We start from the raw sequence: 26,523 nt of genomic DNA on the forward strand, positions 1-26,523 counted from the left end.
CAACGATCCTCCTGCTTGTGCGATTTAGGGGCAATTCCAGGAAAAGTGCGTAATGGTTTTCCGTCCGGAATTGCGTAAAACAAAGCGTTCGGGCGAGCACTACTCCACCTTGATGTTGGTGACGTATTTGAACGCGTCGCCGTCATAGGTGTGAACCGAGATCGTCACCTGATCCCAGCCCTTGAAGCCAGGGCTCGACCTGTAAAGCGCCTTGATGCCATTCACCTTGTGGGAATTGCATTTTGCCCGGTCGTTCGACTTGTTGTAATGCGTAAACACCCCGTCATGGACGAGTTTTACATTTCCGTGGCTTGGACCCGAGACCACCCTCACATCGTCCCTGCCCGCGCTGGAACAATCCACGTTCAGGCTCGCTCCGCCGAAGAAATAGACATCGTGGCCCGAAAGCGCTGTCTTTTGGGAGGTGAACATGCGGTTGGAAGCAGCCGCCGGATTGACCACAAAAGCCAGAAGCGCCAGGCCGGCCATGGTGCTTGTCGCGCGGTGAGACATTTTTTCCCCCGTTTCAGAAATTTCCCACCGGCGATTTTATGACGGCACAAATCCAGGCTCAAATCACGGAAACAGCCATACCAATCAATTCATGGTTATCAGAACAAAACCGAGTAAAGGCCCGGCGATCGCCCTTATCAACACTCTGCCGAATGAAATGGAGTATTCCTGTCGAAACAACGCCATGAAAATCGACAAGCCATAAACTTTGCCAAGAACAGATTGCCGATTGCGCTGTTTGACACCTGCCGATGATTTCTCCCTCGCGCCGTCCAGGAGTCGCTCAGGCCCGAATAGACCATCGCACCCCCCTCTCCTGACAGAAAGCTGGCAGGAGACCTGGGCTATGCATCGGCTGGGAAGCCCGGCCCCGGGCTTCAGCGACCAAGGAACCTAAGCGATGAATTTCGTCTCAGTCCGCATCATCACATCGGATGTCCAGCGCCTCGTGCGCTTCTACGGTGAGGTCACCGGCATGCCGGTGACGGTCTATACCGAAGACTTCGCCGAACTGGCGACGCCGGCCTGCACGCTGGCGATCGGCAGCACGCGCACCTTGATGCTGTTCGGCGGCGACATCGCCCGCCCCGCCGACAACCACACGGCCATCCTCGAATTCCGCGTCGGCGACGTCGATGCCGAATTCGCCCGGCTGTCCAACCTCATCAAGAACACGACCGTGCAGCAGCCGACCACCATGCCCTGGGGAAACCGCTCGCTGCTGTTTCGCGACCCCGACGGCAATCTGGTGAATTTCTTCCAGCCCGTCACCGCCGAGGCGATCCGGAAGTTTGACAGATAGAGACGGTCGGGATTGGCTAGGGTTTGGGAATTGCCGAAGCCTCCCCGCGTTCGTCATCCCAGGGCGGAGCAGCCGCGAAAGCGGCGTCGCGGAGACCTGGGATCCATGCCGCGATGCTGGCCGTGGAGTGCAGCGGAGCAGATTCCGCACCGTGGCCGCGCTCGGAGGTCGCGGCATGGATCCTCGGGTCTGCGCGGCGTCGCTACGCTCCTTGCTCCGCCCGTGGATGACGAAAAGACGGCGCTTCCGCGCCGAGCCGGTGCCCGCCCTACTTCCCGTTCCATTTGCGCACGACCGGCTCGCCGAAATCATGCTCGTAGCCGAGCACGCTGATGCTGGCCGTGTCGAGCACGAACAGCGCCCCGCCTTCCGGCGGCAGGCCGAGCCAGCGGGCGGCCAGCACGCGCAGGAAGTGCGCGCTGGAAAAGATCAGTATGTCGGCATTGGCCTTGCGCAGGCGCTCGATGATCCCGTCGGCGCGGTTGCCGACATCGGCCGCCAGCTCGCCTTGCGGACAGCCGTCGCGAAACACGTTCCAGCCCGGCCGCTCGGCCAGGATCTCTTTCGTCGTGCGCCCTTCATAGGCGCCGTAGTCCCACTCCTGCAGATCGTCCATCTTGACGCTTGTCGCGCCAAAGCCGGCAAGCACGCTGGTGTTGTAGGCGCGCTGCGAGGGGCTCGACCAGACGGCTGAGAACGGTAGGCCTTTCAACCGCTCCGCAACACCCCGCGCGGCCGCCTCGCCGGCCGGCGTCAGCGGCATGTCGGTGCGCCCGGTATGCTGCCCCGAAAGGCTCCATGCCGTCTCGCCATGCCGGACCAGATGGATTTGGGGGAACGCACTGCTCATGGGGTACCTTTCGATGTCGGCGGCACCTTAGAGGACGATGCGGCAAAGGGGAATCCGGGGTACTGGCGAAACCTCGCCTGGCCCTGATTCCCGCCGCATTGGCACAATGATTGAGCGTGAGGCATAACTATCTCTGCTGGATAGTCATCAGGCACGACAGGCAACACCATCATGTACAAACATCTGCTCATCGCCACCGACGGTTCTGACCTGGCCGGCAAGGGTGTCGCCCAGGGCCTCACACTGGCCAAGGGCATCGGCGCCGCCGTCACCTTCGTTACCGTCTCGGAACAATTCCCGATCTTCGCCTGGGGCGGCGCCATGGCCGGCTATGCCGCCGGCGACGAACTGGTCACCTATCGGGAGGAAGCGCGCCGCTATGGCAAGGAAGTGCTCGACAAGTGCAAGGCATCCGCCGACGCCGCCGGCGTGTCCGCCACGCTGGTCCATGTCGAGGACAAAAGGCCGGCCGAAGCGATCCTGGAACTGTCGCGGGCGCAAGGCTGCGACCTGATCGTCATGGCCTCGCACGGCCGCCGGGGCCTCGGCAGGCTGCTTCTGGGCAGCCAGACGGCGGAAGTGCTGTCCTACACCGAGATCCCGGTGCTGGTGGTGCGGTAGCGGCCACAACCCGATATTTTCAAGCTGGCGCCATCGGTCAGCGCGGTTTCACCGGTGCGGCTTCATTCGCCAGGGCATATTCAACCCGTGGCGGATGCCCGAAGAGCTGTTTGTAGGCGCGGCTGAAAGCGGCTTCGGACTCGTAGCCGATGCGCAAGCCGATCTCACCCACGCGTGCGTCTCGCCTGGCCAGCAGATCGCGAGCCAGGCCCAGCCGCCATTCATTCTGGTAGCGCAGCGGCGAGCGCCCGACGAGCGCGGCGAAACGCTCGCAGAAGCTGGAACGGGACATGCCGGCTTTGTCGGCCAGTTCATTGATGCCCCACCGCTGCAGCGGCCTTTCGTGAATGGCTTTCAGGGAACGGGCGATGCGTGCATCCGAAAGCCCGCCGAGCCAGCCCGTGGCGCGTCCTTCATGCACCCAACTGCGCAAGGTGCGGATGACCATGAGATCGATGATGCGGGAAATCATCAAAGCCGCGCCGGGCTGGGCGTCGCTGGTTTCGACCATCAGGAAAGGCAGCATTCCATCGACCCACCCTGCCCCGTGGGCACGCCCGATATGGATGCACCGCGGCAAGGCGAAGATCATTCCCCGCAGGCTGTCAGGATCGAACCAGAAGCGGCAGGCGACGATCGCCACCTGCGGATGCGACGCCACCAGCCGCAACGCGCCGGGACCACGAGGCAGGAGCACGAGGTCGCCGGCCTCTATGACGACAGCGGCCTGATCCCCGCCCTCCATGCGCAGCGCGCCGACGGTCACCACGACGATATGGGCTTGGCCCTCGTCCAGATCGAGTTGCTCCGCCTGTGCCAGCGTGCGTGAAAAAACCTCGTCGCCGGTAAGCCTGATCTGCGCCAGCACATGCGAGAGAAGGTCCCCGGAGACACTGGCACGCGGCCCTCCATCCGGAAGAATGGTCAAATTTTCAGGCGATTCCATCATGGATGCGGCCGGCCGGCTCCCCTACATTCCTTACGACGATAGCGCATTTTCGTGCTGATTATGCGCCGTTTTTTCCTTGGATCAAAACCAATCCCGCAGCCAAGGCTGCGAGAACGGGCTGTTCCAATCATCCAACTCGGCGAACGTGGTTCCAAATCGATCAAGCGGGTCAATCGCCGTCCAACAACGAGACAGGAAATTCCAATGAGCACTCAAACCATCCAGGCGCCCGGTGCCGCATCGCAGTGGCTGAAATCCTATTATTTCCTCCGGGCCGGCTTTTCGGTCGCCTGGGTGGCGGCGGCCTTCACCCTTGGCAAAAGCGTGCCGCCGGTCGCGGCGCTACTCCTTGTCGCCTATCCCTTGTGGGACGCTATCGCCAATATTCTGGACGCGCAGCGCAGCGGCGGCCTGAAAGCCAATCCCAGCCAGGCGCTCAACGCGGTGGTCAGCACGATCACGGCCATTGCCGTCGTCATCGCACTTGAGCAGGGCCCGCACGCGGTTCTGGCGGTGTTCGGTGCGTGGGCGGTTCTCGCCGGCCTGTTCCAGCTTGCGACCGGCGTGCGCCGTTGGCGCGCAGGCGCGCAATGGGCGATGGTGCTGAGCGGTGCGCAGTCGGCGCTGGCCGGTGGCTTCTTCATCAAACAGGCAATCGGCACCGCGACGCCTGGCATCACCGACATCGCGCCCTATGCCGCGTTCGGTGCCTTCTATTTTCTCGTCTCGGCCGTATGGCTGGCCGTCACGCAGGCACGCAAGGCTACGTAAAGGCTGGGACTGGTCGCCGCGGCCGCCTTCGCTCACACCACTTCCAGCACCTTGCCCGTGTCGTGCTGGCGCACGAAATCGACGCGGCCGCCGTCCCAGTGGTAACTGTAGTGGCGGCCCTGAACCGGGACACCGATGGCGTCGGGCCAGAAGATGCCAATGCACTCCCCATCGGGCATGCGCACGCTGTTCCACACCAGCCCGTCGCTGCCGGCGGCCCGCAGCGCCCGCCCTTCCGCCTGCGACGCCGTGTAGTCGTCGGGATCGAGCACGCCGGGCACGGCGTTGACGTCGTCGAGGTCGCGATCGACGCTGCCGATCAGCACGCGGAAATCGGCCGTCCAGCCGGGCGCCTCGTTGGTGGCACGCATGAATTTCTGGTGATGGTGGATGGTTTCGGCCAGCGCCACGTCCTCGCTGTCGCCGGCGTAGTAAATGCCGTAGCTGCCGTCCGAAAAACGGCCGGGCCGAAGGACGGAACAATGCACGAAAGGTGCCATGACGAAGCTGGCGCCAGGACCGGAAACCCGCCTTGCGGCCGGCACCTTGCCGAGATCGCCAAGCTCCAGCCGGATGCGCGGGTTGGTCTTCTCCTCGACGGCGGCGAGCGCCTCCCAGTCGCGCGGATCGGCGATGTCCTCGAACAGATCGATCGGCGGATGGATGGAGCGGATGATGCGATAGGTCTGGGGCCAGTGGACGCGGCGCCGGACCGCGAGCCCACTCACCATGCACCACGCTCCGCGTCGAGCCATTCGCGCATCGCCGCGAGATCGGAAATGTCGCCGCGCAGCATCACGTCGAGCGCCGACTGCCCGCCAAAGGTGGCATTGGGCTTGCGTATCCAGGCATAGCCGCGCGCCGGCTCGGTGAAGAGGTAGCGCAGCCCCTTGTGGATGCCCATCAGATGCGCCATGCGGGTGCGCAGGTCGCGGTCGATCCGGCCGATGCCGCCCTCCTTCCAGCGCGCCCAGGTGCGCGCCGAAATGCCGCCAAGCAGGACGCAGGCCTCGAAGTCGGTGAGGTTCCAGGCCTTGAACAGGTTGACCGTGGTGCGCGCCAAAGCGCCTGCCTCTTCATCCGAAATGGCTGAGCCGACAGTGGCCGGTGTGGCGGTGATGGCTTGAAGCTGCATGTTTAGACCTCGCTAATTGGCAGATATATAGCATGTATATGCCAATTGGCAAGGCGGGGAGCCATTGCCAGTGAAGACCGCACTGATGGCGATTAGATGGTCCGAACAATATTGCATCAACAATTACGGTCGAATTTCCCGGTGGTTGGATTTCCAACTAAGGTCGCGCGTGCCGCTAAACGGTCCTTGATGCGGTTCCGCGACCCGTGACAAACCGCAAGATCGGTCGAGCGCGTCATGTCCGCGTACGCTTTAGCTGGTGCTGCCACGGAGGACGGAATGATGAAGGCGGCGCTTCAAAACTACCATGCCCGGATGCAGAGAGTGTTGGATCATATCGACCAGCATTTGAACGGCAATCTGGACCTGGACGCTTTGAGCGGCATCGCGGCATTCTCCAAATACCATTTCCACCGGCAGTTCACGGCGACCTTCGGGCTGTCCGTGCATCGCTATGTCCAGCTTGCCCGCATGAAGCGCGCTTCATACCGGCTGGCCTTCAGGGATGCCGAAAGCGTCACGGACATAGCGATGGATGCCGGTTACGATGCACCGGACGCCTTCGCCCGCGCCTTTCGGCAACGGTTCGGGCAGTCTCCTTCATCGTTCCGGAAGTCGCCCGACTGGGCACTGTGGCTTGCGGCCTTCGGGCCTATGGACAATGCGAGGAGCAAGCTCATGCACATTACCTATGACCACGACGACGTGACGATCCGCGATGTGCCCCCGACGCCGGTGGCGATCATGGAACATCGAGGCGACCGGGCGACACTCGGCGACACCATCCAGCGGTTCATCGCCTGGCGCAAGGCCGCCGGCCTGTCACCGGAGACGAGCCCGACCTTCAACGTCTTCCGTTCCGAGAGGATCCCCGCCAACCCAGCCGATTACAGCATGGACCTGTGTGTCGGGACTGACCTGCCGATCGACGCTGATGACGGGCAGATGATGGCTGGCGTGATCCCCGGCGGACGCTGCGCGGTGTTGCGCGTCGTCCACAATACCAACAACCTGGAGCCAGCCGCGCTCTACCTTTATCGCGACTGGCTTCCTGCCAGCGGCGAGGAAGCGCGTGACTTCCCGATCTATTGCCAGCGGCACTTTTCGATGTTCCCGAATGTGCCGGTGCCTGATGTGGTCTGCGAATTGTTTCTGCCGCTGAAATAGGGCCTTCTGACGGGACCTGTCCCTTCTGACCGGGCCGGCGTTGCGCCGGCCCGAAAGTCCTGCACTACTCCGCCGCCTCGTACCCCGCGATGCCCTTGATCTCGAGGAAATCCTCGAGCCCGTATTCGGCGTATTCGCGGCCGTTGCCCGACTGCTTGTAGCCGCCGAAGGGCAGGCCGGCGTCCCATTGGGGATAGTTGATGTAGACATTGCCCGAGCGCATGCGGGCCGCGACCTCGCGCGCCTTCCGTAGGTCCTTGGCCTGGATGTAGGAGGCAAGGCCGTAGACGGTGTCGTTGGCCTGCTCGACAGCCTGCTCGACCGTGTCGTAGGGCAGGATCGCCAACACCGGCCCGAAAACCTCCTCGCGCGCGATGCGCATGTCGTGGGTGACGTCGGCGAACACGGTCGGCCTGACATAGTAGCCGCGATTGAGTTCGGCAGGGCGGCCGGGGCCGCCGGCGACCAGCGTGGCACCCTCGTCGATGCCGCTCTGGATCAGGTCCTGGATCTTGTCGAACTGGACCTGGCTGACGACGGGGCCGAGCTTGGTGTTGGCGCCGTCGGCTGGACCGACCGTGAACTTTTCCGCCGCCGTCCTGGCATATCCCGCGGCCTCGTCGTGGCGGTCGCGCGGCACGAACATGCGCGTCGGCGCGTTGCAGGACTGGCCGCTGTTGCTGAAGCAGCCGGCGACGCCCTTGCTGACGGCGGTGGCGAGGTCGACATCCGGGAACAGGATGTTGGCCGACTTGCCGCCAAGCTCCTGATGCACGCGCTTGACGGTGTCGGCGGCGGCCTTGGCCACCAATATGCCGGCTCGCGTCGAACCGGTGAACGACATCATGTCGATGTCGGGATGGCTGGACAGCGCCTGGCCGACGCCAGGGCCGTCGCCATTGACGAGGTTGAACACGCCCTTCGGCACGCCGGCCTCGTCGATGATCTCGGCGAAGATGATGGCATCGAGCGGCGCGATTTCCGACGGCTTCAGCACCATGGTGCAGCCGGCGGCGAGTGCCGGACCGACCTTGCAGGTGATCTGGTTCAGCGGCCAGTTCCAGGGCGTGATCAGGCCGACGACGCCGATCGGCTCCTTGACCACGAGATGGTTGCCCTTGACGTGGCGGAACTGGAAATTCTTCAGCGTCTCGGCCATTTTGGCCAGATGCGCCAGGCCGATGCCGACCTGGCTGTCGAGCGCCATCTGGCGCGGCGCGCCCATCTCGCGCGACACGGCGACCGCCAGGTCCTTGCTGCGCTTCTTGTAGACCTCGATGACGCGGTTGAGGATGTCGAGGCGCTCCTCGACCGAGGTGAAGCCATATGTGTTGAAGGCGCGCTTGGCGGCGGCCACCGCCTTGTCGACATCGGCCCTGGAGCCGAGCGAAATCCGCGCGAAAGCGTCCTCGTTCGATGGATCGATTACGTCGAGCGTGTTGGGCACGACAGGATCGACCCACGCGCCATCGATGTAGAACTGCAGATCGTGTGACATGGTCTCTCCTTGGGGTGCCGCATGGCCGGTCAGGCCGTGATATCTGGCTAGAAATAACGATGCGCGAACGGCGCTGTCAAACGCAATCCCCGAACCGGTTGAGCCAGCGCGGCAGTGGTTGAGCCAGACGGCCAGACCAGCGATGAGCGGACTATAGCAGCGTATGCCCGGCTTCGCCCAGCAGCCGTGTTGCCGCCGGCCGGTCCTTGTCCTTCACCAGCAGGTGGTCGCCATCGAAGGTCGATACCAGGAAGATGCCCAGCCCGTTTTCCGACAGCGGCCTGATGACGGACAGCACGATGCCGGTTTCGTCGAACGCGAACGGCCCCTGCAATTTGAAGGCGACCCAGTCGCGGTCATGCTTGACGGCATCGGGCACGCGATCCTGAAGGCAGGTGATCGAGAGCTCGTCGTCGGTCCTGGTGATGCTGACGAAACCTGGTCCGTCCGCCCAGCCAGGAATACCGTCAGCGGCTTGAAGCCGCGAAATCGCGTAGAGCCCGGACAGTTGCTTCAGCGTTATCCTCGCAGCCATCGTCGCGCTCTGATCGTCATGTCAACCTCTTGCTCATATAGACCGTCACCCCATTCATGAACGGCTCTTCCCGGTCGACCGTATAGCCGTGCCGCTTGTAGAGCGACACGTTGGCTTCGAAGGCGCCGTTGGTCAACAGGCGAAGCTCGTTGCGGCCCGCCTCGCGCGCCTTGATTTCCGCACGCTCCAGCAGGAGGCGGCCGATACCCCTGCCCTGCGCTTCCGGCGCGACGCAGACGTTCTCGATCCACAGGTGATCGTCGGCCAGCGTGGTCTCGATCATGCCGACGATGCGGCCGTCCTCGACGGCGAGGTCGAACGGATGCTCGGCGACGGCCTTTTCGTAGTCGGCGCGCATCGGCAGCGGCTCGCGGCCGATCACCGGCACCCATTTGGCATAGGCGGCACGCACAATGTCGCGGATGGCGGCGGCATCGGCGGGTTCGGCCGGCCGAAACCGGATGGCAGACTCGATGATCATGACAGTGCTCCAGGCATGAAAAACCCCGCCGGCTGTTGTCGCGGGCGGGGCTGGAAACGAGCGAAGCGGATTTATCCTGCCGGCCTTTGTCGTCGCGCAATCAGCGTGCCGCTCCACGCTGGGCGGAAGCGGCGTCGCTTGGCGATGACGGGCGCGGGAACGAACATCGCGGCAAGCTGGAGCAGCAACGGTCCCGCGTCAAGACACCGCCTCGGCCTGTCATTGGGCCAAACCGTCGGCAACGCCTTGGCCTGATACGGCTGGGACCCTCAGCGATCGATCCTCGCCGCCTGTTGCGGGGAGTATCGTTCTCCCTGGACGGCAATCGCCGAGACCGCGTTCTCGATATCGCGAAGATCGTCCGCGGTCAGGGCAACGGCGAGAGATCCGATGTTTTCCTCAAGGCGGTTTAGCTTGGTCGTGCCTGGGATGGGAACGATCCAGGGCTTGCGCGCCAGCAGCCAGGCAAGCGCGACCTGTGCCGATGTCGCGCTCTTGTCAGCCGCGATCGCGACGATGGCGTCGACCAGTGCCTGGTTTGCCTGGCGGGCTTCCTCCGTGAACCGCGGAACGCTGTTGCGGAAATCGTTGGCATCGAACGTCGTCCCGGCGTTGATGGCGCCGGTGAGGAAACCCTTGCCCAGCGGACTGAAAGGCACAAAGCCGATTCCCAGTTCCTCGAGGACCGGCAGGATCGCCTCCTCGGGTTCACGCCACCAGAGTGAATATTCGCTCTGAAGCGCGGCGACCGGCTGCACCGCATGAGCGCGGCGGATGGTGCGCACGCCCGCTTCCGAGAGGCCGAAATGCTTCACCTTGCCTTGGCTGATCAAGTCCTTCACCACGCCAGCCACCTCTTCGATCGGCACGACCGGATCGACACGATGCTGGTAGAGAAGATCGATGTAGTCCGTCCTCAGCCGCTTGAGAGAGGCCTCGACGACGTCGCGAATATGCTGCGGCCGGCTGTCCATGCCCTGGTGTCCGGCCGCACCGGCGATGTCGATGCCGAATTTGGTGGCGATCACCACCTGGTCGCGGATTGGCTGCAACGCCTCGCCGACGACCTCTTCGTTCCTGAACGGTCCGTAGACCTCCGCCGTGTCGAAGAAGGTGACACCGCGCTCGAATGCCGTCCGGATCAGACGGACCGCATCCGGCGTCTCCATCGGCTGCCCATATGACTGGCTCATGCCCATGCAGCCAAGGCCGATGGCCGAGACTTCGAGGCCGCTGTTTCCAAGTGTGCGCTTTTGCATCGTCAGTGTCCCTTCTTCTCGGCGTCGGCCTGTTCGAAGACCTTGCGGGCGATGCCGATCGCGGTGCTTGCCGGCGGCCATCCAGCATAGAAGGCAAGATGCGTGATGGCCTCGATGAGCTCGTCATGGGTTACGCCATTCTCGAGCGCCCGCTTCATGTGGAACGGCATCTCGTTGATCCGGTATCCCGAGACCAGGCTGGCGACGGTGACGAGGCTGCGGTCGCGCGGCGAGAGGCCGGGGCGTTTCCAGACGTCGCCGAAAAGCACCTCGTCGGTATAGGTGCCGAGTGCTGGAGCGATGTCGGAAAACGGGCTTTTGGGAGGCGCTGGGGCATGGGTCATGAGGATCTCCTTCTTGTGTCGTCGGTGGGCGAGGCCTGGTGGTCAAATCCCGTATTGTTCGTCGGTGACATGCTCCATCCAGTCGACGACCTTGCCGTCGAGCGCTTCGGCAATGGCGATATGGCTCATCGCCGTTGTCGGCGACGCCCCATGCCAATGCTTTTCGCCCGGCGCGAACCAGATGATGTCGCCGGAACGGATCTGTTGGATCGGCCCACCTTCGCATTGCACCAGACCGGCGCCCGACAGAACGATAAGCGTCTGGCCGAGCGGGTGCGTGTGCCAGGCCGTGCGCGCGCCGGGCTCGAAGGTCACGGTGGCCCCGCCGACGCGCGCGAGGTCGCTGCCCTTGAAGGGTGCATCGATGCGCACCGCCCCGGTGAAATATTCGGCGGGCCCCTTCGCCGAGGGCTGCGAGCCGCTTCGTGTGATCTCCACGTTTTCCGTCCTTTCGTCATGCCGGGAGGACATTGCCGCCAGGCCAGGAGCGCCGGCTTGTTGGGCCGATTGCGTTCTATTTAGGGGCTGCGATGGTCATGAGTAGCTGCTATATCCGGCATGTACTTATGAGAGAAATTCATCAATGCCACGCGACAATCTGAATGAGTTGACCGCCTTCCTCGCCGTCGCGCGCGAGAAGAGCTTCACCAGGGCGGCGGCCAAGCTTGGCGTATCCCAATCGGCGCTCAGCCATGCCTTGCGCACGTTGGAAGAGCGGCTGGGCGTACGGCTTTTGACCCGCACCACGCGCAGTGTCTCGCCGACCGAAGCCGGCGAACGCCTGGCCCGCACCGTCGGACCGAGGCTCGACGAGATCGAGAGTGAGCTCGCCGCCTTGAGCGCATTGCGAGAAAAGCCCGCCGGAACCATCCGCATCACCGCCGGCGAACATTCGGCCAACACGGTCCTATGGCCGGCCATTGCCCGGCTGTTGCCGCAATATCCCGACATCCGGATCGAGATCGTCGTCGACTACGGCCTGACCGACATCGTCGCCGGGCGTTACGACGCCGGCGTACGGCTGGGCGAACAGGTGGCGCGCGACATGATCGCGGTGCGCATCGGGCCGGACATGCGCATGGCGGTGGTCGGATCTCCGGCCTATTTCGCAAGCCGGCCGAAGCCGCGCACGCCGCAGGACCTGACCGATCACAATTGCATCAACCTGCGCCTGCCGACCCATGGCGGGCTCTATGCCTGGGAATTCGAGAAGGCCGGACGCGAGCTGAAGGTGCGCGTCGACGGCCAGTTGATCTTCAACACGGCGGGGCTGCGCATGAATGCCGTGTTGGCCGGCGTCGGCCTCGCCTATCTCCCGGAGGATCAAGTGACGGCGCATCTCGCCGATGGCCGCTTGTTGCGGCTCATGGCCGACTGGTGCCCGCCGTTTCCCGGCTACCACCTCTACTATCCCAGCCGCCGCCAGGCGACGCCCGCCTTTACGCTGCTGGTCGATGCGCTGCGTTATCGCGGCTAGCCTACGGGTCCAGGAACCAATTCAGCCGGACAGCGTTCACGGTGGTTAAATGGAACCTTGCGCATGGCGGACCCGTCGAACAGTTCGACACTCGATCTATCCCATCAAATCCTCGATAATCTTCCTGTCGCCATCTACACGACCGATAGCGAAGGCAGGATCACCTATTTCAACCGGGCCGCGGCCGATTTTGCCGGGCGCGAGCCCGAGCTCGGAAAAGACCAGTGGTGCGTAACGCACAAGCTGTTCACGACCGACGGGCAGGTGTTGCCGCACGACCAATGCCCGATGGCCGTTGCGTTGCGGGAGAACCGGCCGGTCAGAAACCAGTCGGCCATCTCGCAGCGTCCCGACGGCACGCGCGTGCCCTTCCTTCCCTATCCCACCCCGCTCCATGACGACCAAGGCAGGCTTGTCGGCGCCGTCAACATGCTGTTCGACCTCACCGATCGGCATCTTGCCGACGAGGCCAGGCATCATCTGTCGGCCATCGTGGAATCCTCCTTCGATGCAATCGTCAGCAAGGATTTGAACGGCGTCATCAAGAGCTGGAACTCAGGCGCCCAACGCCTGTTCGGCTACACCGCCGACGAAGCGGTCGGCAGGTCCGTGACGATGCTGATACCCGATGACCATCTGGACGAGGAGCCGCGCATACTGGAGCGCATCCGCAAAGGCGAGCAGGTCGAGACCTACGAGACCATCCGCCGCCGCAAGGACGGCAGCCTAGTGCCCGTATCCCTGACGATCTCGCCCGTACGCAATGCCGTCGGCCGGATCATCGGCGCCTCCAAGATCGCCCGCGACATCTCGATAGCCAAGGAGAGCGAATATCGCATCCGCATGCTGATGCGCGAGGTCAACCATCGGGTCAAGAACCAGTATTCCGTCATCATCTCTATGATCCGCGAGACCAGCAAGAGGTCCTCGACACCGGCGGAGTTCGAACGCCAGGTGCGCGAGCGCATCATGGCGCTGTCGCTCTCGCACGACCTGCTGGTGTCCGGCGACTGGCGAGGCGCGACGATTTTCGAGTTGCTCCTGGCACAAGCCAAACCGTTCGGCAACGAGGAACGGATTTCCATGGCTGGCCCTTCCCTGACGCTGAACCCCAATGCCGTCCAGTATCTCGGCATCGCCTTTCATGAACTGGCGACCAACTCCGCCAAATATGGCGTGCTTTCGGCCGCCGAGGGAACGATATCGGTGCAATGGAAGGTGAGCCAGGCAGGCGCCCTGAAACGGTTCCAGCTGATCTGGAAAGAGCGCGATGGTCCTCAGGTGCAGAACATCGGCCATGGCGGTTTCGGCACCGTCGTGCTCCAGCGCGTCGCTCCAGCAGCTGTAAGTGGCACCGGCGTTCTCGAATATGACAGCCACGGCGTCACCTGGACCCTTGAAGCCCCCTTGTCGCAGCTCGAAGCCTCGGTCGACAGCGAGCACGTCGACCCACAGGCGATCGACGAGGTGATCGGCGGACCGGAATTCGAAGTCCTTCCCTGATGCCGCACTCGCATTCCGGCATCGCCGCTCTATGTCTTCCCCGAACAAGCATTTCTCGCCGTCCGGAACAGTCGTGGAAGACATGCGGTTGGCAAAGCACCGGAGCATGCTATGACCGATGAAGATCTTGCCAATAGCTATCGTGGTTACATCGCCTGCCTCAACGCCCAGGACTGGCGGAGCCTAGACCGCTTCGTACACCAGGAGGTGCACTACAATGGCGACCGGGTCGGCCTGTCGGGTTACCGCGACATGCTGGAGCGGGATTTTCGCGAAATTCCCGATCTCTATTTCGACATCCAACTGCTGATCGCCGATACGCCTTTCATAGCGAGCCGCCTTCAATTCAACTGCACGCCAAAGGAAACTTTTCTCGGCCTGCCGGTCAACGGCAGGAAAGTGTCCTTCAGCGAGAACGTCTTCTACGAGTTTCTCGACGGCAGAATCAGGCACGTCTGGTCGGTGATCGACAAGGCGGCGATCGAAGCGCAGCTGTAGGCCGGCCCCTTTCTCAGCTTTCGAGGGGCCAAGACCGTTCGTAAAAATCGATCATTCTAACGAAAATAATTCGTTGGAAAGATTAGTCTTGGAATGACATTTCTCCGGCGTACTCGCACGGAGAATTGTATTGTCGTCCCTGACTCCCATCGCAAACGGTATTCCGAAAGGCCTGATTTCCGCCGATCTGGCCCAAGGTCGCAAGCGCCTCGATTTCCTGGGGAACGGCATCATTCCCGGCATCGTGCTGGTGGCGATGATCACGGCCGTCGCCTTCTCGGCCCGCAATGTCTCCGGTTTTGCCCTGTTCAGCCCGATGATCCTGGCCGTCGTCGCCGGCATGGTCTATTCCAACGTGCTCGGCACACCGGTGCACGCCAAGGCGGGCATCGCCTTTTCGCAAAAGCGCCTGCTGCGCTTCGCCATCGTGCTGCTCGGCTTCCAGCTGACGCTTGGCCAGGTCGTCTCGATCGGCGCCGGCGGCGTCGGCATCGTCGCACTGACCCTTGGCGCCACCTTCGTCTTCACCATCACGCTCGGCCGGCTGATCGGCGTCGACGCCAAGCTCACCCAGTTGATCGCCGCCGGCACCTCGATCTGCGGTGCCTCGGCGATCGTCGCCACCAACATCGTCACCGATGCGCGCGACGAGGACGTCACCTATGCCGTCGCCTCGATCACCTTGTTCGGCACCATCGCCATGCTCGGCTTCCCGCTGCTGGCGCTTGCTCGGCCTCGACCAGCACGCCTTCGGACTGTGGGCCGGCGCCTCCATCCATGAGGTGGCGCAAGTCATCGGCGCCGGTTTCCAGAACGGCACCCAATCCGGCGAGATCGCCACCGTCGCCAAGCTGACCCGCGTCGCCATGCTTGCGCCGATGGTCGTCGCGCTCGGCCTGATGGCGCGCCGCAAAAGTGACGACCAGTCGGCTGCACGCCCGCCCATGCCGTGGTTCGTCGCCGCCTTTGTCGCCGTCGTGGCATTGAACAGCCCTGGTTGCGATACCAGCCGAAGTGAAGCAGGCGGTAGTGCTGGCCACCACCATCATGCTCACCATGGGGCTGGCCGCCATGGGCCTGCAGGCGGACATTTCGCAACTGCGCTCGCGCGGCCTGCGCCCGCTGGCGCTCGCCTTCTGCGCCTTCCTGTTCATCGGCGGCTTCAGCCTGATGCTGGTGAAGGTCTCAGGGTAACTAATCCTGGAACGAGCTCGCCGCGACATAGATCGCCGCCAGCGCCTCGATGCCGGCCTGGTCGGCACTGTCGAAGCGGCCGGGCAGCGGGCTGTCGAGATCGAGCACGCCGAAAACGCCCTCCTCGTCCTCAAGCAGCACGACCAGCTCGGAGCGCGAGGCGGCGTCGCAGGCGATGTGGCCGGGGAAATCATGCACGTCCTTGATCAGCATCGAGGTGCCGAGCTCGACCGCCGTTCCGCATACGCCTTGGCCGACGGCAATGCGCACGCAGGCCGGCTTGCCCTGGAAGGGTCCCAGCACCAACTCTTCGTCCGACGCCAGGAAATAGAAGCCGGCCCAGTTGAGGTCGGGCACCATCTGGAAGATCAGCGCCGCGGTGTTGGCGGCGTTGGCGATCGAATCGTGCTCGCCCTCGAGCAGCGCCTTCAATTGCTTGGCGAGGTCGCGGTAGAACGCGGCCTTGCCTGAGATATCGATGGCCTGGGCCGCGAACATGACTTGTCTCCAACTGGGAATCGCGGTTCCGTTTCCGCAAACCCTGCACCAAACGACCACCGGACCATCCTAGGCAATTTCAGGAAAATGCGAAACGGTCTTCCGTTCGAAATTCTGTCCGTTGGCGCCTTGGCGCTATCTCCATTCCCGGCGCAAGATTTGATTCCGGCGGGAGAAAAATTTCAAAAGTATTATTTCGAAGCGCGGTCTCCTGACGCCGACAAGGAGGCCAAATTATTCGAAAGATTGAATTTTTCCTTCCGCGCGCCTATTTATCGAGAAGTTCATTTTCACGATTTCACGCGCGAAGGAGATTTCTTCAATGGCCGACGGCAATCAGACGATCATGCAAAAAGCTGAAGCCCGCTTTGTCGACAAGCAGAAGAAAACCGCGGAGCGCAACAAGGCAACCGCCGAATACATGTCCGAGGCGAGGGCCAGGGAGATCAAGACGGCAAGGCTGAGGGAATTGCGCCTGGCCAAGGAAGAAGCCGATCGCGTGGCGGAAGCGCTGAACCCGGCGCCGAAAAAGAAGCGTGTGGCCAAGAAGGCATAGAGTCACTCCAAGGACGTGAGCGGTCTTCCGCTGGGCTTGCACCAAGTCAAGGAATGCGGCGGCTCAAGCCACGTCTGACGTTCCAGCCATGCAATGATCCTGCCGACCAAGGGCAAGAGCGTCCAGCTCCACACCGCGGCGCGTTCCCTTTCACCTGCCTTTCGGCCTCGAAGATGCGAAACGTCGCGGCCTCGCGCGAAATAGCGGATGGTACCGAGGAACCCTGATCTGGCCATTTTCCTCTTGATCGGTCCCCCGTTCTGGCCTAGCCTTCAAGTTGAGAAAAGGTTTTTCCAGACAGTCCCGATGGGGTTCGGCCGTTAGCCGGGCTTTATTCCGGCCGGTAAGGGAAAACCTTTTTCCAACCAAGGATTTCTGCCGCGATGGCATCGGACGACCAGCCAGTTCCGGTCTTTCCCAAACCCGTCACCTTGCGCGACGTGGCCGCGCAGGCCGGCGTCAGCGTTGCCACTGCATCCAAGGCGCTCAACGATCAGGGGCGCATGACCGCCGAGACCCGCGAGCGCATTCGCGAGACGGCGCGCAAGCTGGGCTTCCGGCCTAACAGCCTGGCGCAGAGCCTGCTGAGGCGCCGCTCCTTCACTGTCGGCCTGCTCACCAACGACACCTATGGCCGTTTTTCGCTGCCGCTGATGTCGGGCATTTCGGATGCACTGGTCGATGCCGGCGTCTCGGTATTCCTGTGCAATGTCGAGGAGGATCCCCGCCTCGGCCAGCTCCATGTCGAGGCCATGCTCGACAAGCGCGTCGACGGCATCATCGCCACCGGCAAGCGCATCGACCGCCATCTGCCGATCGATCTCGCCAATTTGCGCATCCCCGTGATCTACGCCTTCACTCAGCCCGATCCCGACGCCGTCGCCTTCGTTTCCGACGATGCCGGCGGGGCGCGGCTGGCCGTCGACCATTTCTGCCGGCTCGGCCGCAAGCGCATCGCCCATGTCACCGGCCCGGCCAGTTTTGCCGTGGTGCATGAACGGGCGCAGGCCTATCGCGCCGCGCTGATCGAGAACGGCCTGTCCGTCATCGAACCCCTGCTCGGCGCCTGGTCGGAAGCCTGGGGGCATGAGGCGGTGACGATCCTTTTCGATGGCGGGGAAGAAAAGCCGGACGCCGTCTTCTGCGGCAACGACCAGATCGCGCGCGGCGTCATCGATGCTCTGCGCGAGCGTGGCTTGAGCGTTCCCGGCGATGTCGGCGTCATCGGCTTCGACAATTGGGAGATCGTGGCCGAGGCGACCCGCCCGCCGCTGACCTCGGTCGACATGAACCTGACAGCGCTCGGCCGCGAGGCCGGGCTGACCCTGCTTTCCCTGGTCGGCGGCAAGCCCGCCGCGCCGGGCATCAGAAAACTGCCGTGCCGGCTGGTGGTGCGGCAGTCCTGCGGCCGCCTGCCCGACGGCTGAAAAGACGGCTGAGAAACGAAGCGCCGCGATCGGCGGCAAGCCGCGCATCGCGGCCAAATGAGGAGGAGGAGAACATGAGGACTTTGATTGCCAAACTGGCCCCGACCAAATTGGCCCTGACCAAATTGACGTTGACGGCTGCCGTTCTGGGTTGCGGCCTGCAATTTGCCGCCGCCGAAACCGCCAACATCTGGGTACGCGCCGACGGCTCGAACTTCATGCCGAGGATCGTCGACGCCTTCAACAAGGCGAACAAGGACCAGGTCAAGCTCGACATCATCCCCAATGCCGAGATCATCCCGAAATATGGCGCGGCCGCGGCCGGCGGCACGGCGCCCGACGCGCTGTCGCTCGACCTGATCTACACGCCCTCCTTCGCGGCCGCCGGCCAGTTGGAGGACATCACCGACTGGGCGAAATCGCTCCCCTATTTCGCCAGCCTGTCGCCCGCGCATGTGAAGACCGGCACCTACAAGGACCGCATTTACGGCCTGCCCTTCTCGGCCGACGCCTCGGTGCTGATCTGGAACAAGAAGCTGTTCAAGCAGGCAGGCCTCGACCCTGAAAAAGGCCCGGCCAACTGGGCCGAGATCGAAGCCGACGCCGAGAAGGTCAACGCGCTTGGCGGCAACATCAAGGGCTTCTACTTCTCCGGCAATTGCGGTGGCTGCAACATCTTCACCTTCACGCCGCTGATCTGGGCCTCGGGCGGCGACATCCTGTCGGAGGACGGCTCCAAGGCGACGCTGGACAGCCCGCAATTGCGCGGCGCCATCGATCTCTACCGCTCGATGGTCAAGAAGGATTTGGTGCCGGCGGGCGCGCAGACCGATACGGGCGCCAATTTCTTTGCCGCCTTCGCCGCCGGCAATATCGGCATCTCGCCCTCCGGCGCCTTCGCCATCGGCGCGCTCAACACGCAATATCCTGATGTCGACTACGGCGTCACCTTCCTGCCGGGCAAGGATGGCAACTGGTCGTCCTTTGCCGGCGGCGACAATTTCGTCGTCACCAAGGGCACCAAGAAACTCGCCGTGGTGAAGGAGTTCCTGGACTTCGCCTATTCGCTCGAAGGCCAGACGATCCTCGCCAAATACGGCAGCCTGCCGGTGCGCGGCGACATCGCCAAGGACGCGCTGAAGGAGCTCGACCCGCGCTACCAGATTGCCGCCGAGGCGATGGCCAAGGGCAAGACGCCGTATTCGGTGGTGTTCAACGACCTGATCAACTCCGCCAACGGCCCGTGGACACAGATGATCAACGAGGTGTTCTTCGGCGACGACGTCGATGGCGCCATAGCAAACGCGCAGGAGACCATGCAGTCGATCATCGACCAGGCGCCGCAGAAGTAGCGCCGCCTCCACCTCCCCCTTGAGGGGAGGTCGGACCGCAGGTCCGGGTGGGTCGTCTCGGCAGTGCTCCGACGTTCCTTGATGTCGGCGCGCTTGGCGGAGGACCCCACCCCCGGCCTTCGGCCGGACCCTCCCCTTGAGGAGGAGGGGACGCAGCGCCAGGGAAACAGCCATGACCACCATCACAGCCTCAACCACCGCCCCGCCCCGCGCCCGAAGGCTGGTCGGCGTCGGCCGCCGGCAATGGATTGGCCTGCTCTATGTGGCGCCGGCGGTGGCGCTGGTCATGCTGTTCTTCGTCATTCCGCTCGGCATGACGGCCTGGATGTCGCTGCACAACTGGCCCTTGATGGGCGAGCACTCCTTCATCGGCCTCGGCAATTACTGGGCAATCCTGCGCGACACCAGGTTCTGGAACGCGCTGAGATTCACCGGCTACTACACGCTGATCGTCACCATCGCGATCTTCGCCGTCGCCTTTCCGCTGGCGATCTTCATCGAGCGGCCGCGCCCGTTCACCAACCTCTACCGCACCATGTTCTTCATGCCGGCGGTGGTCGGCTTTGCCTCGGCGAGCCTTTTGTGGTCGTGGCTGCTCAACGTCGATTCCGGCCTGTTCAGCCCCGCCGCCTACGATCTCGGCCTGATCGACAAGAAGTTCAACCTGCTCGCCACCTTCCAACCGGCCTTCTGGTCGATCATCGCCATGGTGGTGTGGAAGGTCGCTGGCTTCACCATGATCATCCTGATGACCGGCCTGCAGTCGATCCCGCAGGATCTGCAGGAGGCCGCCGTCATCGACGGCGCCGGGCCGTTCGCCAGGTTCCGGGCGATCACCTTGCCGCTGATGCGCCGCACCCTGGCGCTGGCGCTGATCCTGTCGGTCGCGGGCTCCATCCTTGCCTTCGACCAGTTCTACATCATCCTGCGCGGCGGCCCGCGCAACCAGACGCTGACGGCGGTGTACTGGATCTTCAACCAGTCCTTCGTCTCGTTCAAGCTCGGCTATGGCGCGGCACTCTCGATGGTGCTGCTGGTCATCCTGGTGGCGCTCAGCCTCGTCCAGCTCTGGTTGCTGCGCAAACCCGAGGGGCTCGACTGATGGCGCAGGCGATATCGGGCACAGGCAAGCTTGCCGCGCGCTTGGCCAGGCATTCCACCGGCATCGTCGCCTCGGTGCTGTTCGTGGCGCCGATCGTGTGGACGGTGCTGTCGGCCTTCAAGCCGGCACAGGAGGCGCGCCTGCCGCCGCTGCCGCCCTGGCCGACGACGGGCTTCTCGCTGGAGAACTATCAAACGCTGAACAGTTTCGGCGACGGCCTGTGGGCCTCGGCGCAGAACAGCATCTATGTCTCGGTGATGACGGTCATGCTGTCGGTCATCGTCAGCGTGCTCGCCGGCTACGGTTTTTCGCGGTTTCGGTTCCCGTTCAAGGACTTGTTCTTCGTCCTCATCCTGTCGACGATCATGATCCCGTTCCAGTCGATCCTGACGCCGATCTTCCTGGTGCTGACCAAGCTTGGCCTGCACAACACGCTGACCGGCCTGGTCGGCGTCTATGTGACGCTGCAGCTGCCGTTCTCGATCTTCATGATGCGCAACGCCTTCGACGCGGTGCCGCGCGAGATCGAGGAGGCCGCGCGCATGGACGGCGCCGGCAACGCCACCATGCTCATAAAGGTCATGCTGCCGCTGGTCTGGCCTGGTGTCGTCACCATCGCGCTGTTTGCCTTCCTCGGCGCCTGGAACGAATTCCTCGCTGCCCTGGTGCTGATGACCGACCAGTCCAAGTTCACGCTGCCGGTGATGATGACCGCACTTCAGTCCGGCCGCTTCGGCGCCATCGACTGGGGCGCGGTGCAGGCGGGCGTCACCGTGATGATGGTGCCGTGCCTGATCCTGTTCCTGGCTTTGCAGCGCTTCTACATCCGCGGCCTGATGGCCGGGGCCGTCAAATAGAGCATGGTCCCGAAAAGTGGGAACCGGTTTTCGGAAAGATCATGCACCAACAAGAGACAGACGTCAGATCGAATGGAGTGAGTTCATGACCGCATCGCCATCCCCCCGGCACGCCACCCCAAATAAATCGCAGGAGACGGGCAAGCCGAAGCTCGCCTTCCGCCCGCTGCCGGTGCCGCAGGTCGACGTGCGCGGCTTCTGGGGCGACCGCGCCGAGGCGGTTGCCACGCGCACCGCCGACATCCTTTACGACCGCTGCGTGGCGGCGCGCATGCTGGAGCAGATCGATCCGGACCGGCCCTCGCCGGGCGTCGTCATTCCGTTCCACTCGCCATCGCCCGACGAGGCGGCCTCCGCCGGCTTCACCGGCTCGACGGTGACCACGCAGATGTTCTGGGATTCCGATCTCGGCAAGACGATCGAGACCGCGGCCTATTCGCTCTACCGGCGCAAGAATCCCGAACTGGAGAAGAAGATCGATGCCGTCATCGACATGTATGGCAGGCTGCAACAGGAGGACGGCTATCTTTCCAGCTGGTACCAGCGCATCCAGCCGGGCAAGCGCTGGACCAATCTGCGCGACTGCCATGAGCTTTATTGCGCCGGCCACCTCATCGAGGGCGCGGTCGCCTACTACCAGGCGACGGGCAAGCGCAAGCTGCTCGACATCATGTGCCGCTATGCCGACCACATCGCTTCGGTGCTGGGACCCGAGCCCGGCAAGAAAAAAGGCTATTGCGGCCATGAGGAGATCGAACTGGCGCTGGTCAAGCTGGCGCGGGTGACGGGCGAACAAAAGTACATGGAATTGGCCAAATATTTCATCGACCAGCGCGGGCAGCAGCCGCACTATTTCGACGAGGAGGCGCGCGCCCGTGGCGCCGACCCAAAGGCCTATCATTTCAAGACCTACGAATACAGCCAGTCGCACATACCGGTTCGCGAGCAGGACAAGGTCGTTGGCCACGCGGTGCGGGCCATGTACCTCTATTCGGGGATGGCCGACATCGCGACCGAATATGGCGACGACACGCTGCGGGTGGCGCTCGACCGGCTGTGGGACGACCTCACCACCAAGAACCTCTACATCACCGGCGGGCTCGGCCCGTCGGCGCACAATGAGGGCTTCACCAGCGACTACGACCTGCCCAACGAAACCGCCTATGCCGAGACCTGTGCGTCGGTCGGGCTGGTGTTCTGGGCGAGCCGCATGCTCGGCATGGGGCCGAACGCGCGCTACGCCGACATGATGGAGCGCGCGCTCTACAACGGCTCGATCTCGGGCCTGTCGCTCGACGGTTCGCTGTTCTTCTACGAGAACCCGCTGGAAAGCCGGGGCAAGCATAACCGCTGGAAATGGCACCGCTGCCCTTGCTGCCCGCCCAATATCGGGCGCATGGTCGCCTCGATCGGCAGCTATTTCTACAGCCTGGCGGACGACGCGCTGGCGGTTCATCTCTATGGCGACTCCACCGCCCGCTTCGACATTGCAGGCACACCGGTCACGCTGACGCAGGCGAGCCGCTATCCCTGGGATGGTGCCGTCGAGATTACCGTTGAGCCGCAGGCGCCGGTAGAGTTCACGCTGCACCTGCGTGTGCCGGCTTGGAGCTCCAAGGCCAAGCTCGATATCAATGGCGAGGCGATCGACCTCGCAGAAGTGACCAGTAACGGCTACGCCGCGATCCGGCGCCAATGGAAGAAGGGCGACCGTGTCAGGCTCGATCTCGAAATGCCGATCGAGCGGCTCTATGCCAATCCCGAGGTGAGGCAGGATGCCGGCCGCGTCGCGCTGTCGCGCGGGCCGCTGATCTACTGCGTCGAGGCGACCGACAATGACAGCCGCCTGCATCGCCTGACCCTGCCGCGCACGGCCGGCATCGAGGCGCATGACGAACCGGATCTGCTCGGCGGTGTGGTGACGCTTTCAGCCACGGCACAAGCCGATGCCGGGGATGGCTGGCAGGACGGCCTTTATCGCTCCGAGCCGCCGGCCAGGGTCGAGACCCGCCTGACCGCCGTCCCCTATTTCGCCTGGGACAACCGCGAGCCGGGCGAGATGCTGGTCTGGCTGCGCGATGGTTGAGGTCGGCCGTAACGCCATGGGGCGGCCGGTTATGTCCGGCTCGACTGGGCGGCGGCGGTCAGCGGCTTTTTCGGCGCTGTTTTCGCGGCGCTGCCGTCAATATGCGCCCAGGCCGGCCGCTCGAACAAGAACATGCCGAAGCCGATGCGCTGCACGATGAAGTAGAGCACGACGGGGCTGACGATCGAGACCAGCAGCACCGCCAGGCTGAGCAAGCCCGTGTCGGTCAGCAGGCCGCTTGCCAGTGCGGCGCCGCGGAACAGCGACATCGGAATGGTGAAGGCGACATAGACGACCAGCGAATGTTCGCCCAGCCAGCGCAGCCATTCCATGGCGGGAAATTTCGACAGGAAACCGCCAAGCACGCAAAGCGCCACGGCCCCGGCGACGGCCAGGACGAGATGCAGCGGCGGCCATGCCGCCAGGCCCATCTGCATGCCGACCGGCTGCATGGCATAACCCGGCGAATAGACCAGCAGGCCATTGACGACAGCCCACAGGATGAGCCCGGCAACGGTCAGCGCCGGGCGGGCTTGCGTCCATTCGACGAGCCGGAACACCAGCGGGGCCATGACGAAGCCGACGTAGAAAAAGACGAAATAGGCGGCGAATTGTTCGACCGCGTAGCTGTCGGGATGCGGCGCCCACATCTGCAGGCCGGCGGCGATCGGGATGACGATCCAGGCGGCCACGGCAAGCTGCCGCAGCAGTTTCGCGGCAAGACCGAACACCGCCAGCATGTAGATGAACCACAGGACACCATAGGGCTGGACGACGGCCATTGCCAGGTCGTGCAGCATGCCGGCGGGATCCCGGCTGAAGATGCCGATCTTCAGCCCGATCGAGATGATCGCCCACAGCACGTAGAAATAGAGGTAATGGACGACGCGCCGGTCGATATAGCGCAGCCACGGCCGGTCGATCACCTGCGACAGGAACAGCCCCGAGATCAGGAAGAATTCCGGCATCCGGAACGGCGTCGCGAAGCCGATGACATAGTGGAGAAAGCCGACGCCGCCTGTATACTCGCCGGTGTTGTAGGCCGAGTACATCATGACCACGAGGATGATCGAGAGGCCTTTGGCCGTGTCCACCCACGGCATGCGCATTGGGCTGCTGTTCATGGCGGCGAATCCAAACCGGCCGGCCCGGCTGGCCAGCCATCATCCCGCGATGTCTAGCACCATCAAGCTTCCCAGATCGTAAACGCGGCTGTCTTGCGGTGAGGCTGGCAGCGTCCGCGGGCCGCCGTGTTGAAGCCGTTGGCAATCATCTGCCGTCCGCGCTGCCCCTCGCCTGCCTGCCGGCATCATCCCCGTAAACGGGGCGAGGGACGCCGTTCTCGCCGATTTCGCCAATCGCCGGCGTTGCAGAAAGAGCGTCGGCCTCGCGGGCAGCCCTCTCGCCCCGTTTACGGGGAGAGATGTCCGGCAGGACAATGAGGGGCAGCGCCGACCGTGACCTCTATGCACAATGAACGATTACTTTCGGGACTTGGATTTGTTCAAAGCCACCGCCGCGCGTACCAGCGCCTTGAAGGCCTCCTGGTCGACCTCCTCGCCTTTCTGGAAATCGATGGCGCGCCGTGTGTTGCCTTCGAGGCTGGAATTGAACAGGCGCGAGGGATCGGGCAGCGCGGCACCCTTGGCGAAGGTCAGCTTGACGACGGCCTTGTAGGTTTCGCCGGTGCAGATCATGCCGGCATCCTCCCACACCGGCACGCCGCGCCATTTCCACGTCTCGACCACGTCGGGATCGGCTTGATGGATCAGCGTGCGCAGCCGCCCCAGCATCTCGCCGCGCCAGTCGCCCAAGTCCTTGATCCTGCCGTCGATCAGCTCGGAGGGAGATTTGCTGTCCTGGGTGGTCGTCATGCCGTTTCTCCTTCGAATGCTAGATAGGGCACTCACATGCGCTCGCCAGGCAAGAGGCTCGCCTGCTTCACCTAGGCGCTGAACTGCGCTTCGTCGAACGCGTCGTCCTCATGAATGTTGAGGTAGCGCGTGTCCTGGTTCCTGGATTCGCCCGGCGGCACCGGATCCAGCGACATGCCGCGAAAGAAGGCCACCTTGATGTATCTGGTGAAGCAATGGAAGCTGAGGAACCAGCCTTCGCCCTCGACGCCGTAGAAAGGCGAGTTCCATTTCACCGCCTTGTTCACCCCGGGCACGGCGCGCTCGATGAGCGCGTCGAGCCGCCCGCCCATCTCGCGCTTCCAGCCCGGCATCGCCGCGATATAGGCCTGCACCGGAGCGTCGCCATAACCCTTGGCGATCTGCGGGTTGCCGCCGGAAAGCAGCTTCGGCTCAGCCTTGGCCGGGGTCGCCTTGGCCATGCGCTTTCCTCCTATCCATTGGCCCGCTGTGCGCTGCGTCCTTTCGCGACATAGGGCAGCACGAACATATAGAGGCCGCTGAACAGCATAAGGAAGAGCGGCGGCAGTGGCGAATAGACCACCCAGGCGGGCGGCTGCCCAAACGCCATGGTGACGAAGTTGGCGACGACGGTCGCCGTGAAGATGATCGACAGCCAGCGATGCGCCTGCCGCATCCATTTGCTCCAGTCCAATTCTGCCTCCTCTTGCGCTATGCGTTGAAACCCGGCGCCTTACCAGCGCGCCAGTTCGGTGATCTGGATGAGATTACCGCAGCCATCCTCCAACTTGGCGATGGTCGAGCCGGTCACGTCGGTAGGCGCCATGGCAAAGGCGCCGCCATTCGCCTTGATGCGCTCATGGTCGCCCTTGATGTTGTCGGTGAAGAGCATCAGCGCCGGCTGGCCCTGCTTGAAGATCGCCTGCTGGTAGGCCTTTGCCGCCGGGTTGTCGTTCAGCGCCAGCTGCAATTCGGTGCCGTCGGGCTCTTCGGCCGAGACGACCGTCAGCCAACGGAACGGCCCATTGCTGAAATCGGCTTTTTTGGTGAAGCCCAGCACGCCGGTGTAGAAGGCAAGCGCCTTTTCCTGATCGTCGACATAGATGCTGGTCAGTTTGATCTTCATCGCTTTTTCTCCATGGTTTTGCCGGCGGAGAACCCGCCCTCTGATATT

At 63.4% G+C, this 26,523-nt stretch carries 31 protein-coding genes and 1 pseudogene; 15 read left to right on the forward strand and 17 right to left on the reverse strand.

The features are described 5' to 3' along the window. Positions 1 to 99: 99 nt before the first annotated feature. Positions 100 to 513 (reverse strand): hypothetical protein, encoded by a 414-nt coding sequence (locus FJ543_RS19335; protein WP_140876502.1) that lies wholly within the window; start codon positions 511 to 513, stop codon positions 100 to 102. Between the two features lie 400 nt (positions 514 to 913). Here FJ543_RS19335 and FJ543_RS19340 point away from each other — a divergent pair, with 400 nt between their 5' ends. After that, positions 914 to 1,315 (forward strand): VOC family protein, encoded by a 402-nt coding sequence (locus FJ543_RS19340; RefSeq protein ID WP_140876504.1) that lies wholly within the window; start codon positions 914 to 916, stop codon positions 1,313 to 1,315. A gap of 268 nt (positions 1,316 to 1,583) precedes the next feature. Here the strand turns inward: FJ543_RS19340 and FJ543_RS19345 are convergent, their stop codons facing one another. Next, on the reverse strand, positions 1,584 to 2,165 hold the full coding sequence (locus FJ543_RS19345; RefSeq protein ID WP_140876506.1) for a histidine phosphatase family protein: 582 nt from the start codon (positions 2,163 to 2,165) through the stop codon (positions 1,584 to 1,586). A 171-nt stretch (positions 2,166 to 2,336) separates the two neighbouring features. Here FJ543_RS19345 and FJ543_RS19350 point away from each other — a divergent pair, with 171 nt between their 5' ends. Beyond that, positions 2,337 to 2,786 carry a universal stress protein gene (locus FJ543_RS19350; RefSeq protein WP_140716523.1) on the forward strand — a complete coding sequence of 150 codons (450 nt, stop codon included), beginning with the start codon at positions 2,337 to 2,339 and terminating at the stop codon, positions 2,784 to 2,786. A 37-nt stretch (positions 2,787 to 2,823) separates the two neighbouring features. Here FJ543_RS19350 and FJ543_RS19355 read toward each other — a convergent pair whose 3' ends face one another. Next, the gene (locus FJ543_RS19355; protein WP_140876508.1) at positions 2,824 to 3,735 is read right to left on the reverse strand and encodes an AraC family transcriptional regulator; all 912 of its coding nucleotides are present in this window, start codon (positions 3,733 to 3,735) and stop codon (positions 2,824 to 2,826) included. Between the two features lie 204 nt (positions 3,736 to 3,939). On the opposite strand from FJ543_RS19355, the gene FJ543_RS19360 reads away from it, so the two are divergent. Continuing rightward, positions 3,940 to 4,506, forward strand: coding sequence for a DUF308 domain-containing protein (locus FJ543_RS19360; protein WP_140876510.1), 567 nt, complete (start codon positions 3,940 to 3,942; stop codon positions 4,504 to 4,506). A gap of 32 nt (positions 4,507 to 4,538) precedes the next feature. On the opposite strand, the gene FJ543_RS19365 is transcribed toward FJ543_RS19360, so the two are convergent. After that, positions 4,539 to 5,237 carry an RES family NAD+ phosphorylase gene (locus FJ543_RS19365; RefSeq protein WP_140663555.1) on the reverse strand — a complete coding sequence of 233 codons (699 nt, stop codon included), beginning with the start codon at positions 5,235 to 5,237 and terminating at the stop codon, positions 4,539 to 4,541. Beyond that, positions 5,231 to 5,641 (reverse strand): MbcA/ParS/Xre antitoxin family protein, encoded by a 411-nt coding sequence (locus FJ543_RS19370; RefSeq protein ID WP_015316785.1) that lies wholly within the window; start codon positions 5,639 to 5,641, stop codon positions 5,231 to 5,233. Before FJ543_RS19370 ends, FJ543_RS19365 begins: the two co-directional genes overlap by 7 nt. Before the next feature lie 282 nt (positions 5,642 to 5,923). Here FJ543_RS19370 and FJ543_RS19375 point away from each other — a divergent pair, with 282 nt between their 5' ends. Then, positions 5,924 to 6,808, forward strand: a complete 885-nt coding sequence (locus FJ543_RS19375; RefSeq protein WP_140824392.1) for an AraC family transcriptional regulator — start codon at positions 5,924 to 5,926, stop codon at positions 6,806 to 6,808. Between the two features lie 64 nt (positions 6,809 to 6,872). Here the strand turns inward: FJ543_RS19375 and FJ543_RS19380 are convergent, their stop codons facing one another. The 6 genes from FJ543_RS19380 to FJ543_RS19405 all read right to left on the reverse strand — a co-directional run bounded on the left by FJ543_RS19380 (position 6,873) and on the right by FJ543_RS19405 (position 11,363). Next, the gene (locus tag FJ543_RS19380; protein WP_140876512.1) at positions 6,873 to 8,306 is read right to left on the reverse strand and encodes an aldehyde dehydrogenase family protein; all 1,434 of its coding nucleotides are present in this window, start codon (positions 8,304 to 8,306) and stop codon (positions 6,873 to 6,875) included. 151 nt (positions 8,307 to 8,457) lie between these two features. Beyond that, positions 8,458 to 8,841, reverse strand: coding sequence for an ACT domain-containing protein (locus FJ543_RS19385; protein WP_015316782.1), 384 nt, complete (start codon positions 8,839 to 8,841; stop codon positions 8,458 to 8,460). 16 nt (positions 8,842 to 8,857) lie between these two features. Next, the gene (locus tag FJ543_RS19390) at positions 8,858 to 9,322 is read right to left on the reverse strand and encodes a GNAT family N-acetyltransferase (protein WP_015316781.1); all 465 of its coding nucleotides are present in this window, start codon (positions 9,320 to 9,322) and stop codon (positions 8,858 to 8,860) included. Between the two features lie 269 nt (positions 9,323 to 9,591). Continuing rightward, a complete protein-coding gene (locus tag FJ543_RS19395) occupies positions 9,592 to 10,581 on the reverse strand; it encodes an aldo/keto reductase (protein ID WP_140876514.1) in 990 nt (329 codons plus the stop codon). Positions 10,582 to 10,583: 2 nt separating this feature from the next. Further along, complete coding sequence (locus FJ543_RS19400; protein WP_015316779.1) at positions 10,584 to 10,925, reverse strand: carboxymuconolactone decarboxylase family protein; 342 nt, start codon at positions 10,923 to 10,925, stop codon at positions 10,584 to 10,586. 42 nt (positions 10,926 to 10,967) lie between these two features. After that, complete coding sequence (locus FJ543_RS19405) at positions 10,968 to 11,363, reverse strand: cupin domain-containing protein (RefSeq protein ID WP_140876516.1); 396 nt, start codon at positions 11,361 to 11,363, stop codon at positions 10,968 to 10,970. A gap of 145 nt (positions 11,364 to 11,508) precedes the next feature. On the opposite strand from FJ543_RS19405, the gene FJ543_RS19410 reads away from it, so the two are divergent. From FJ543_RS19410 to FJ543_RS19425, 4 genes and pseudogenes are all read left to right on the forward strand, one after another. Continuing rightward, positions 11,509 to 12,402, forward strand: a complete 894-nt coding sequence (locus tag FJ543_RS19410) for a LysR family transcriptional regulator (protein WP_140876518.1) — start codon at positions 11,509 to 11,511, stop codon at positions 12,400 to 12,402. A gap of 63 nt (positions 12,403 to 12,465) precedes the next feature. After that, on the forward strand, positions 12,466 to 13,905 hold the full coding sequence (locus FJ543_RS19415) for a PAS domain S-box protein (RefSeq protein WP_140876520.1): 1,440 nt from the start codon (positions 12,466 to 12,468) through the stop codon (positions 13,903 to 13,905). A 111-nt stretch (positions 13,906 to 14,016) separates the two neighbouring features. Continuing rightward, the gene (locus FJ543_RS19420; protein ID WP_015316775.1) at positions 14,017 to 14,403 is read left to right on the forward strand and encodes an ester cyclase; all 387 of its coding nucleotides are present in this window, start codon (positions 14,017 to 14,019) and stop codon (positions 14,401 to 14,403) included. 130 nt (positions 14,404 to 14,533) lie between these two features. Beyond that, a pseudogene (locus FJ543_RS19425) lies at positions 14,534 to 15,597 on the forward strand (YeiH family protein). Here the strand turns inward: FJ543_RS19425 and FJ543_RS19430 are convergent. Beyond that, entirely contained in the window at positions 15,598 to 16,095 is a 498-nt protein-coding gene (locus tag FJ543_RS19430; RefSeq protein WP_140876522.1) for a GAF domain-containing protein, read from the reverse strand. 87 nt (positions 16,096 to 16,182) lie between these two features. On the opposite strand from FJ543_RS19430, the gene FJ543_RS19435 reads away from it, so the two are divergent. From FJ543_RS19435 to FJ543_RS19465, 7 genes are all read left to right on the forward strand, one after another. Further along, positions 16,183 to 16,455, forward strand: coding sequence for a hypothetical protein (locus tag FJ543_RS19435; protein ID WP_140716544.1), 273 nt, complete (start codon positions 16,183 to 16,185; stop codon positions 16,453 to 16,455). Further along, positions 16,418 to 16,651: a hypothetical protein gene (locus FJ543_RS19440; RefSeq protein WP_015316770.1), complete on the forward strand. Its 234-nt coding sequence runs from the start codon at positions 16,418 to 16,420 to the stop codon at positions 16,649 to 16,651. Before FJ543_RS19435 ends, FJ543_RS19440 begins: the two co-directional genes overlap by 38 nt. A gap of 383 nt (positions 16,652 to 17,034) precedes the next feature. Beyond that, entirely contained in the window at positions 17,035 to 18,078 is a 1,044-nt protein-coding gene (locus FJ543_RS19445) for a LacI family DNA-binding transcriptional regulator (RefSeq protein ID WP_140876524.1), read from the forward strand. Positions 18,079 to 18,152: 74 nt separating this feature from the next. Continuing rightward, positions 18,153 to 19,430 (forward strand): sugar ABC transporter substrate-binding protein, encoded by a 1,278-nt coding sequence (locus tag FJ543_RS19450; RefSeq protein WP_140716548.1) that lies wholly within the window; start codon positions 18,153 to 18,155, stop codon positions 19,428 to 19,430. Positions 19,431 to 19,602: 172 nt separating this feature from the next. Beyond that, on the forward strand, positions 19,603 to 20,532 hold the full coding sequence (locus FJ543_RS19455; protein WP_140876526.1) for a sugar ABC transporter permease: 930 nt from the start codon (positions 19,603 to 19,605) through the stop codon (positions 20,530 to 20,532). Then, entirely contained in the window at positions 20,532 to 21,389 is an 858-nt protein-coding gene (locus FJ543_RS19460; RefSeq protein WP_140617877.1) for a carbohydrate ABC transporter permease, read from the forward strand. The genes FJ543_RS19455 and FJ543_RS19460 overlap by 1 nt, the downstream gene beginning before the upstream one ends. Before the next feature lie 85 nt (positions 21,390 to 21,474). Next, positions 21,475 to 23,475 (forward strand): glycoside hydrolase family 127 protein, encoded by a 2,001-nt coding sequence (locus FJ543_RS19465; RefSeq protein ID WP_140876528.1) that lies wholly within the window; start codon positions 21,475 to 21,477, stop codon positions 23,473 to 23,475. 29 nt (positions 23,476 to 23,504) lie between these two features. Here the strand turns inward: FJ543_RS19465 and FJ543_RS19470 are convergent, their stop codons facing one another. From FJ543_RS19470 to FJ543_RS19495, 5 genes are all read right to left on the reverse strand, one after another. Then, on the reverse strand, positions 23,505 to 24,599 hold the full coding sequence (locus FJ543_RS19470; RefSeq protein ID WP_140876530.1) for an acyltransferase family protein: 1,095 nt from the start codon (positions 24,597 to 24,599) through the stop codon (positions 23,505 to 23,507). 357 nt (positions 24,600 to 24,956) lie between these two features. Continuing rightward, complete coding sequence (locus FJ543_RS19480) at positions 24,957 to 25,349, reverse strand: DUF1801 domain-containing protein (protein WP_140876532.1); 393 nt, start codon at positions 25,347 to 25,349, stop codon at positions 24,957 to 24,959. Between the two features lie 71 nt (positions 25,350 to 25,420). After that, the gene (locus tag FJ543_RS19485) at positions 25,421 to 25,810 is read right to left on the reverse strand and encodes a DUF1801 domain-containing protein (protein WP_140876534.1); all 390 of its coding nucleotides are present in this window, start codon (positions 25,808 to 25,810) and stop codon (positions 25,421 to 25,423) included. Between the two features lie 11 nt (positions 25,811 to 25,821). Then, positions 25,822 to 26,043, reverse strand: a complete 222-nt coding sequence (locus FJ543_RS19490) for a hypothetical protein (RefSeq protein WP_015316761.1) — start codon at positions 26,041 to 26,043, stop codon at positions 25,822 to 25,824. Between the two features lie 39 nt (positions 26,044 to 26,082). Then, positions 26,083 to 26,475: a VOC family protein gene (locus FJ543_RS19495; RefSeq protein ID WP_140617872.1), complete on the reverse strand. Its 393-nt coding sequence runs from the start codon at positions 26,473 to 26,475 to the stop codon at positions 26,083 to 26,085. Between the last annotated feature and the right edge of the window lie 48 nt (positions 26,476 to 26,523).

The sequence above is a fragment of the Mesorhizobium sp. B2-5-7 genome (assembly GCF_006440875.1).
In the GTDB taxonomy this organism is placed as follows: Bacteria; Pseudomonadota; Alphaproteobacteria; order Rhizobiales; family Rhizobiaceae; genus Mesorhizobium; species Mesorhizobium australicum.

What these genes read in the sequence shown, in the direction of transcription:
- FJ543_RS19395 (WP_140876514.1), bottom strand. Translation starts at nt 10,581, where the DNA reads ATGCAAAAGCGCACACTTGGAAACAGCGGCCTCGAAGTCTCGGCCATC.
- FJ543_RS19350 (WP_140716523.1), top strand. Translation starts at nt 2,337, where the DNA reads ATGTACAAACATCTGCTCATCGCCACCGACGGTTCTGACCTGGCCGGC.
- FJ543_RS19370 (WP_015316785.1), bottom strand. Translation starts at nt 5,641, where the DNA reads ATGCAGCTTCAAGCCATCACCGCCACACCGGCCACTGTCGGCTCAGCC.
- FJ543_RS19410 (WP_140876518.1), top strand. Translation starts at nt 11,509, where the DNA reads ATGCCACGCGACAATCTGAATGAGTTGACCGCCTTCCTCGCCGTCGCG.
- FJ543_RS19470 (WP_140876530.1), bottom strand. Translation starts at nt 24,599, where the DNA reads ATGAACAGCAGCCCAATGCGCATGCCGTGGGTGGACACGGCCAAAGGC.
- FJ543_RS19345 (WP_140876506.1), bottom strand. Translation starts at nt 2,165, where the DNA reads ATGAGCAGTGCGTTCCCCCAAATCCATCTGGTCCGGCATGGCGAGACG.
- FJ543_RS19440 (WP_015316770.1), top strand. Translation starts at nt 16,418, where the DNA reads ATGGCCGACGGCAATCAGACGATCATGCAAAAAGCTGAAGCCCGCTTT.
- FJ543_RS19365 (WP_140663555.1), bottom strand. Translation starts at nt 5,237, where the DNA reads ATGGTGAGTGGGCTCGCGGTCCGGCGCCGCGTCCACTGGCCCCAGACC.
- FJ543_RS19420 (WP_015316775.1), top strand. Translation starts at nt 14,017, where the DNA reads ATGACCGATGAAGATCTTGCCAATAGCTATCGTGGTTACATCGCCTGC.
- FJ543_RS19430 (WP_140876522.1), bottom strand. Translation starts at nt 16,095, where the DNA reads ATGTTCGCGGCCCAGGCCATCGATATCTCAGGCAAGGCCGCGTTCTAC.
- FJ543_RS19400 (WP_015316779.1), bottom strand. Translation starts at nt 10,925, where the DNA reads ATGACCCATGCCCCAGCGCCTCCCAAAAGCCCGTTTTCCGACATCGCT.
- FJ543_RS19415 (WP_140876520.1), top strand. Translation starts at nt 12,466, where the DNA reads ATGGCGGACCCGTCGAACAGTTCGACACTCGATCTATCCCATCAAATC.
- FJ543_RS19385 (WP_015316782.1), bottom strand. Translation starts at nt 8,841, where the DNA reads ATGGCTGCGAGGATAACGCTGAAGCAACTGTCCGGGCTCTACGCGATT.
- FJ543_RS19435 (WP_140716544.1), top strand. Translation starts at nt 16,183, where the DNA reads ATGCGAAACGGTCTTCCGTTCGAAATTCTGTCCGTTGGCGCCTTGGCG.
- FJ543_RS19375 (WP_140824392.1), top strand. Translation starts at nt 5,924, where the DNA reads ATGAAGGCGGCGCTTCAAAACTACCATGCCCGGATGCAGAGAGTGTTG.
- FJ543_RS19355 (WP_140876508.1), bottom strand. Translation starts at nt 3,735, where the DNA reads ATGATGGAATCGCCTGAAAATTTGACCATTCTTCCGGATGGAGGGCCG.
- FJ543_RS19335 (WP_140876502.1), bottom strand. Translation starts at nt 513, where the DNA reads ATGTCTCACCGCGCGACAAGCACCATGGCCGGCCTGGCGCTTCTGGCT.
- FJ543_RS19390 (WP_015316781.1), bottom strand. Translation starts at nt 9,322, where the DNA reads ATGATCATCGAGTCTGCCATCCGGTTTCGGCCGGCCGAACCCGCCGAT.
- FJ543_RS19455 (WP_140876526.1), top strand. Translation starts at nt 19,603, where the DNA reads ATGACCACCATCACAGCCTCAACCACCGCCCCGCCCCGCGCCCGAAGG.
- FJ543_RS19445 (WP_140876524.1), top strand. Translation starts at nt 17,035, where the DNA reads ATGGCATCGGACGACCAGCCAGTTCCGGTCTTTCCCAAACCCGTCACC.
- FJ543_RS19495 (WP_140617872.1), bottom strand. Translation starts at nt 26,475, where the DNA reads ATGAAGATCAAACTGACCAGCATCTATGTCGACGATCAGGAAAAGGCG.
- FJ543_RS19465 (WP_140876528.1), top strand. Translation starts at nt 21,475, where the DNA reads ATGACCGCATCGCCATCCCCCCGGCACGCCACCCCAAATAAATCGCAG.
- FJ543_RS19360 (WP_140876510.1), top strand. Translation starts at nt 3,940, where the DNA reads ATGAGCACTCAAACCATCCAGGCGCCCGGTGCCGCATCGCAGTGGCTG.
- FJ543_RS19485 (WP_140876534.1), bottom strand. Translation starts at nt 25,810, where the DNA reads ATGGCCAAGGCGACCCCGGCCAAGGCTGAGCCGAAGCTGCTTTCCGGC.
- FJ543_RS19480 (WP_140876532.1), bottom strand. Translation starts at nt 25,349, where the DNA reads ATGACGACCACCCAGGACAGCAAATCTCCCTCCGAGCTGATCGACGGC.
- FJ543_RS19460 (WP_140617877.1), top strand. Translation starts at nt 20,532, where the DNA reads ATGGCGCAGGCGATATCGGGCACAGGCAAGCTTGCCGCGCGCTTGGCC.
- FJ543_RS19340 (WP_140876504.1), top strand. Translation starts at nt 914, where the DNA reads ATGAATTTCGTCTCAGTCCGCATCATCACATCGGATGTCCAGCGCCTC.
- FJ543_RS19380 (WP_140876512.1), bottom strand. Translation starts at nt 8,306, where the DNA reads ATGTCACACGATCTGCAGTTCTACATCGATGGCGCGTGGGTCGATCCT.
- FJ543_RS19450 (WP_140716548.1), top strand. Translation starts at nt 18,153, where the DNA reads ATGAGGACTTTGATTGCCAAACTGGCCCCGACCAAATTGGCCCTGACC.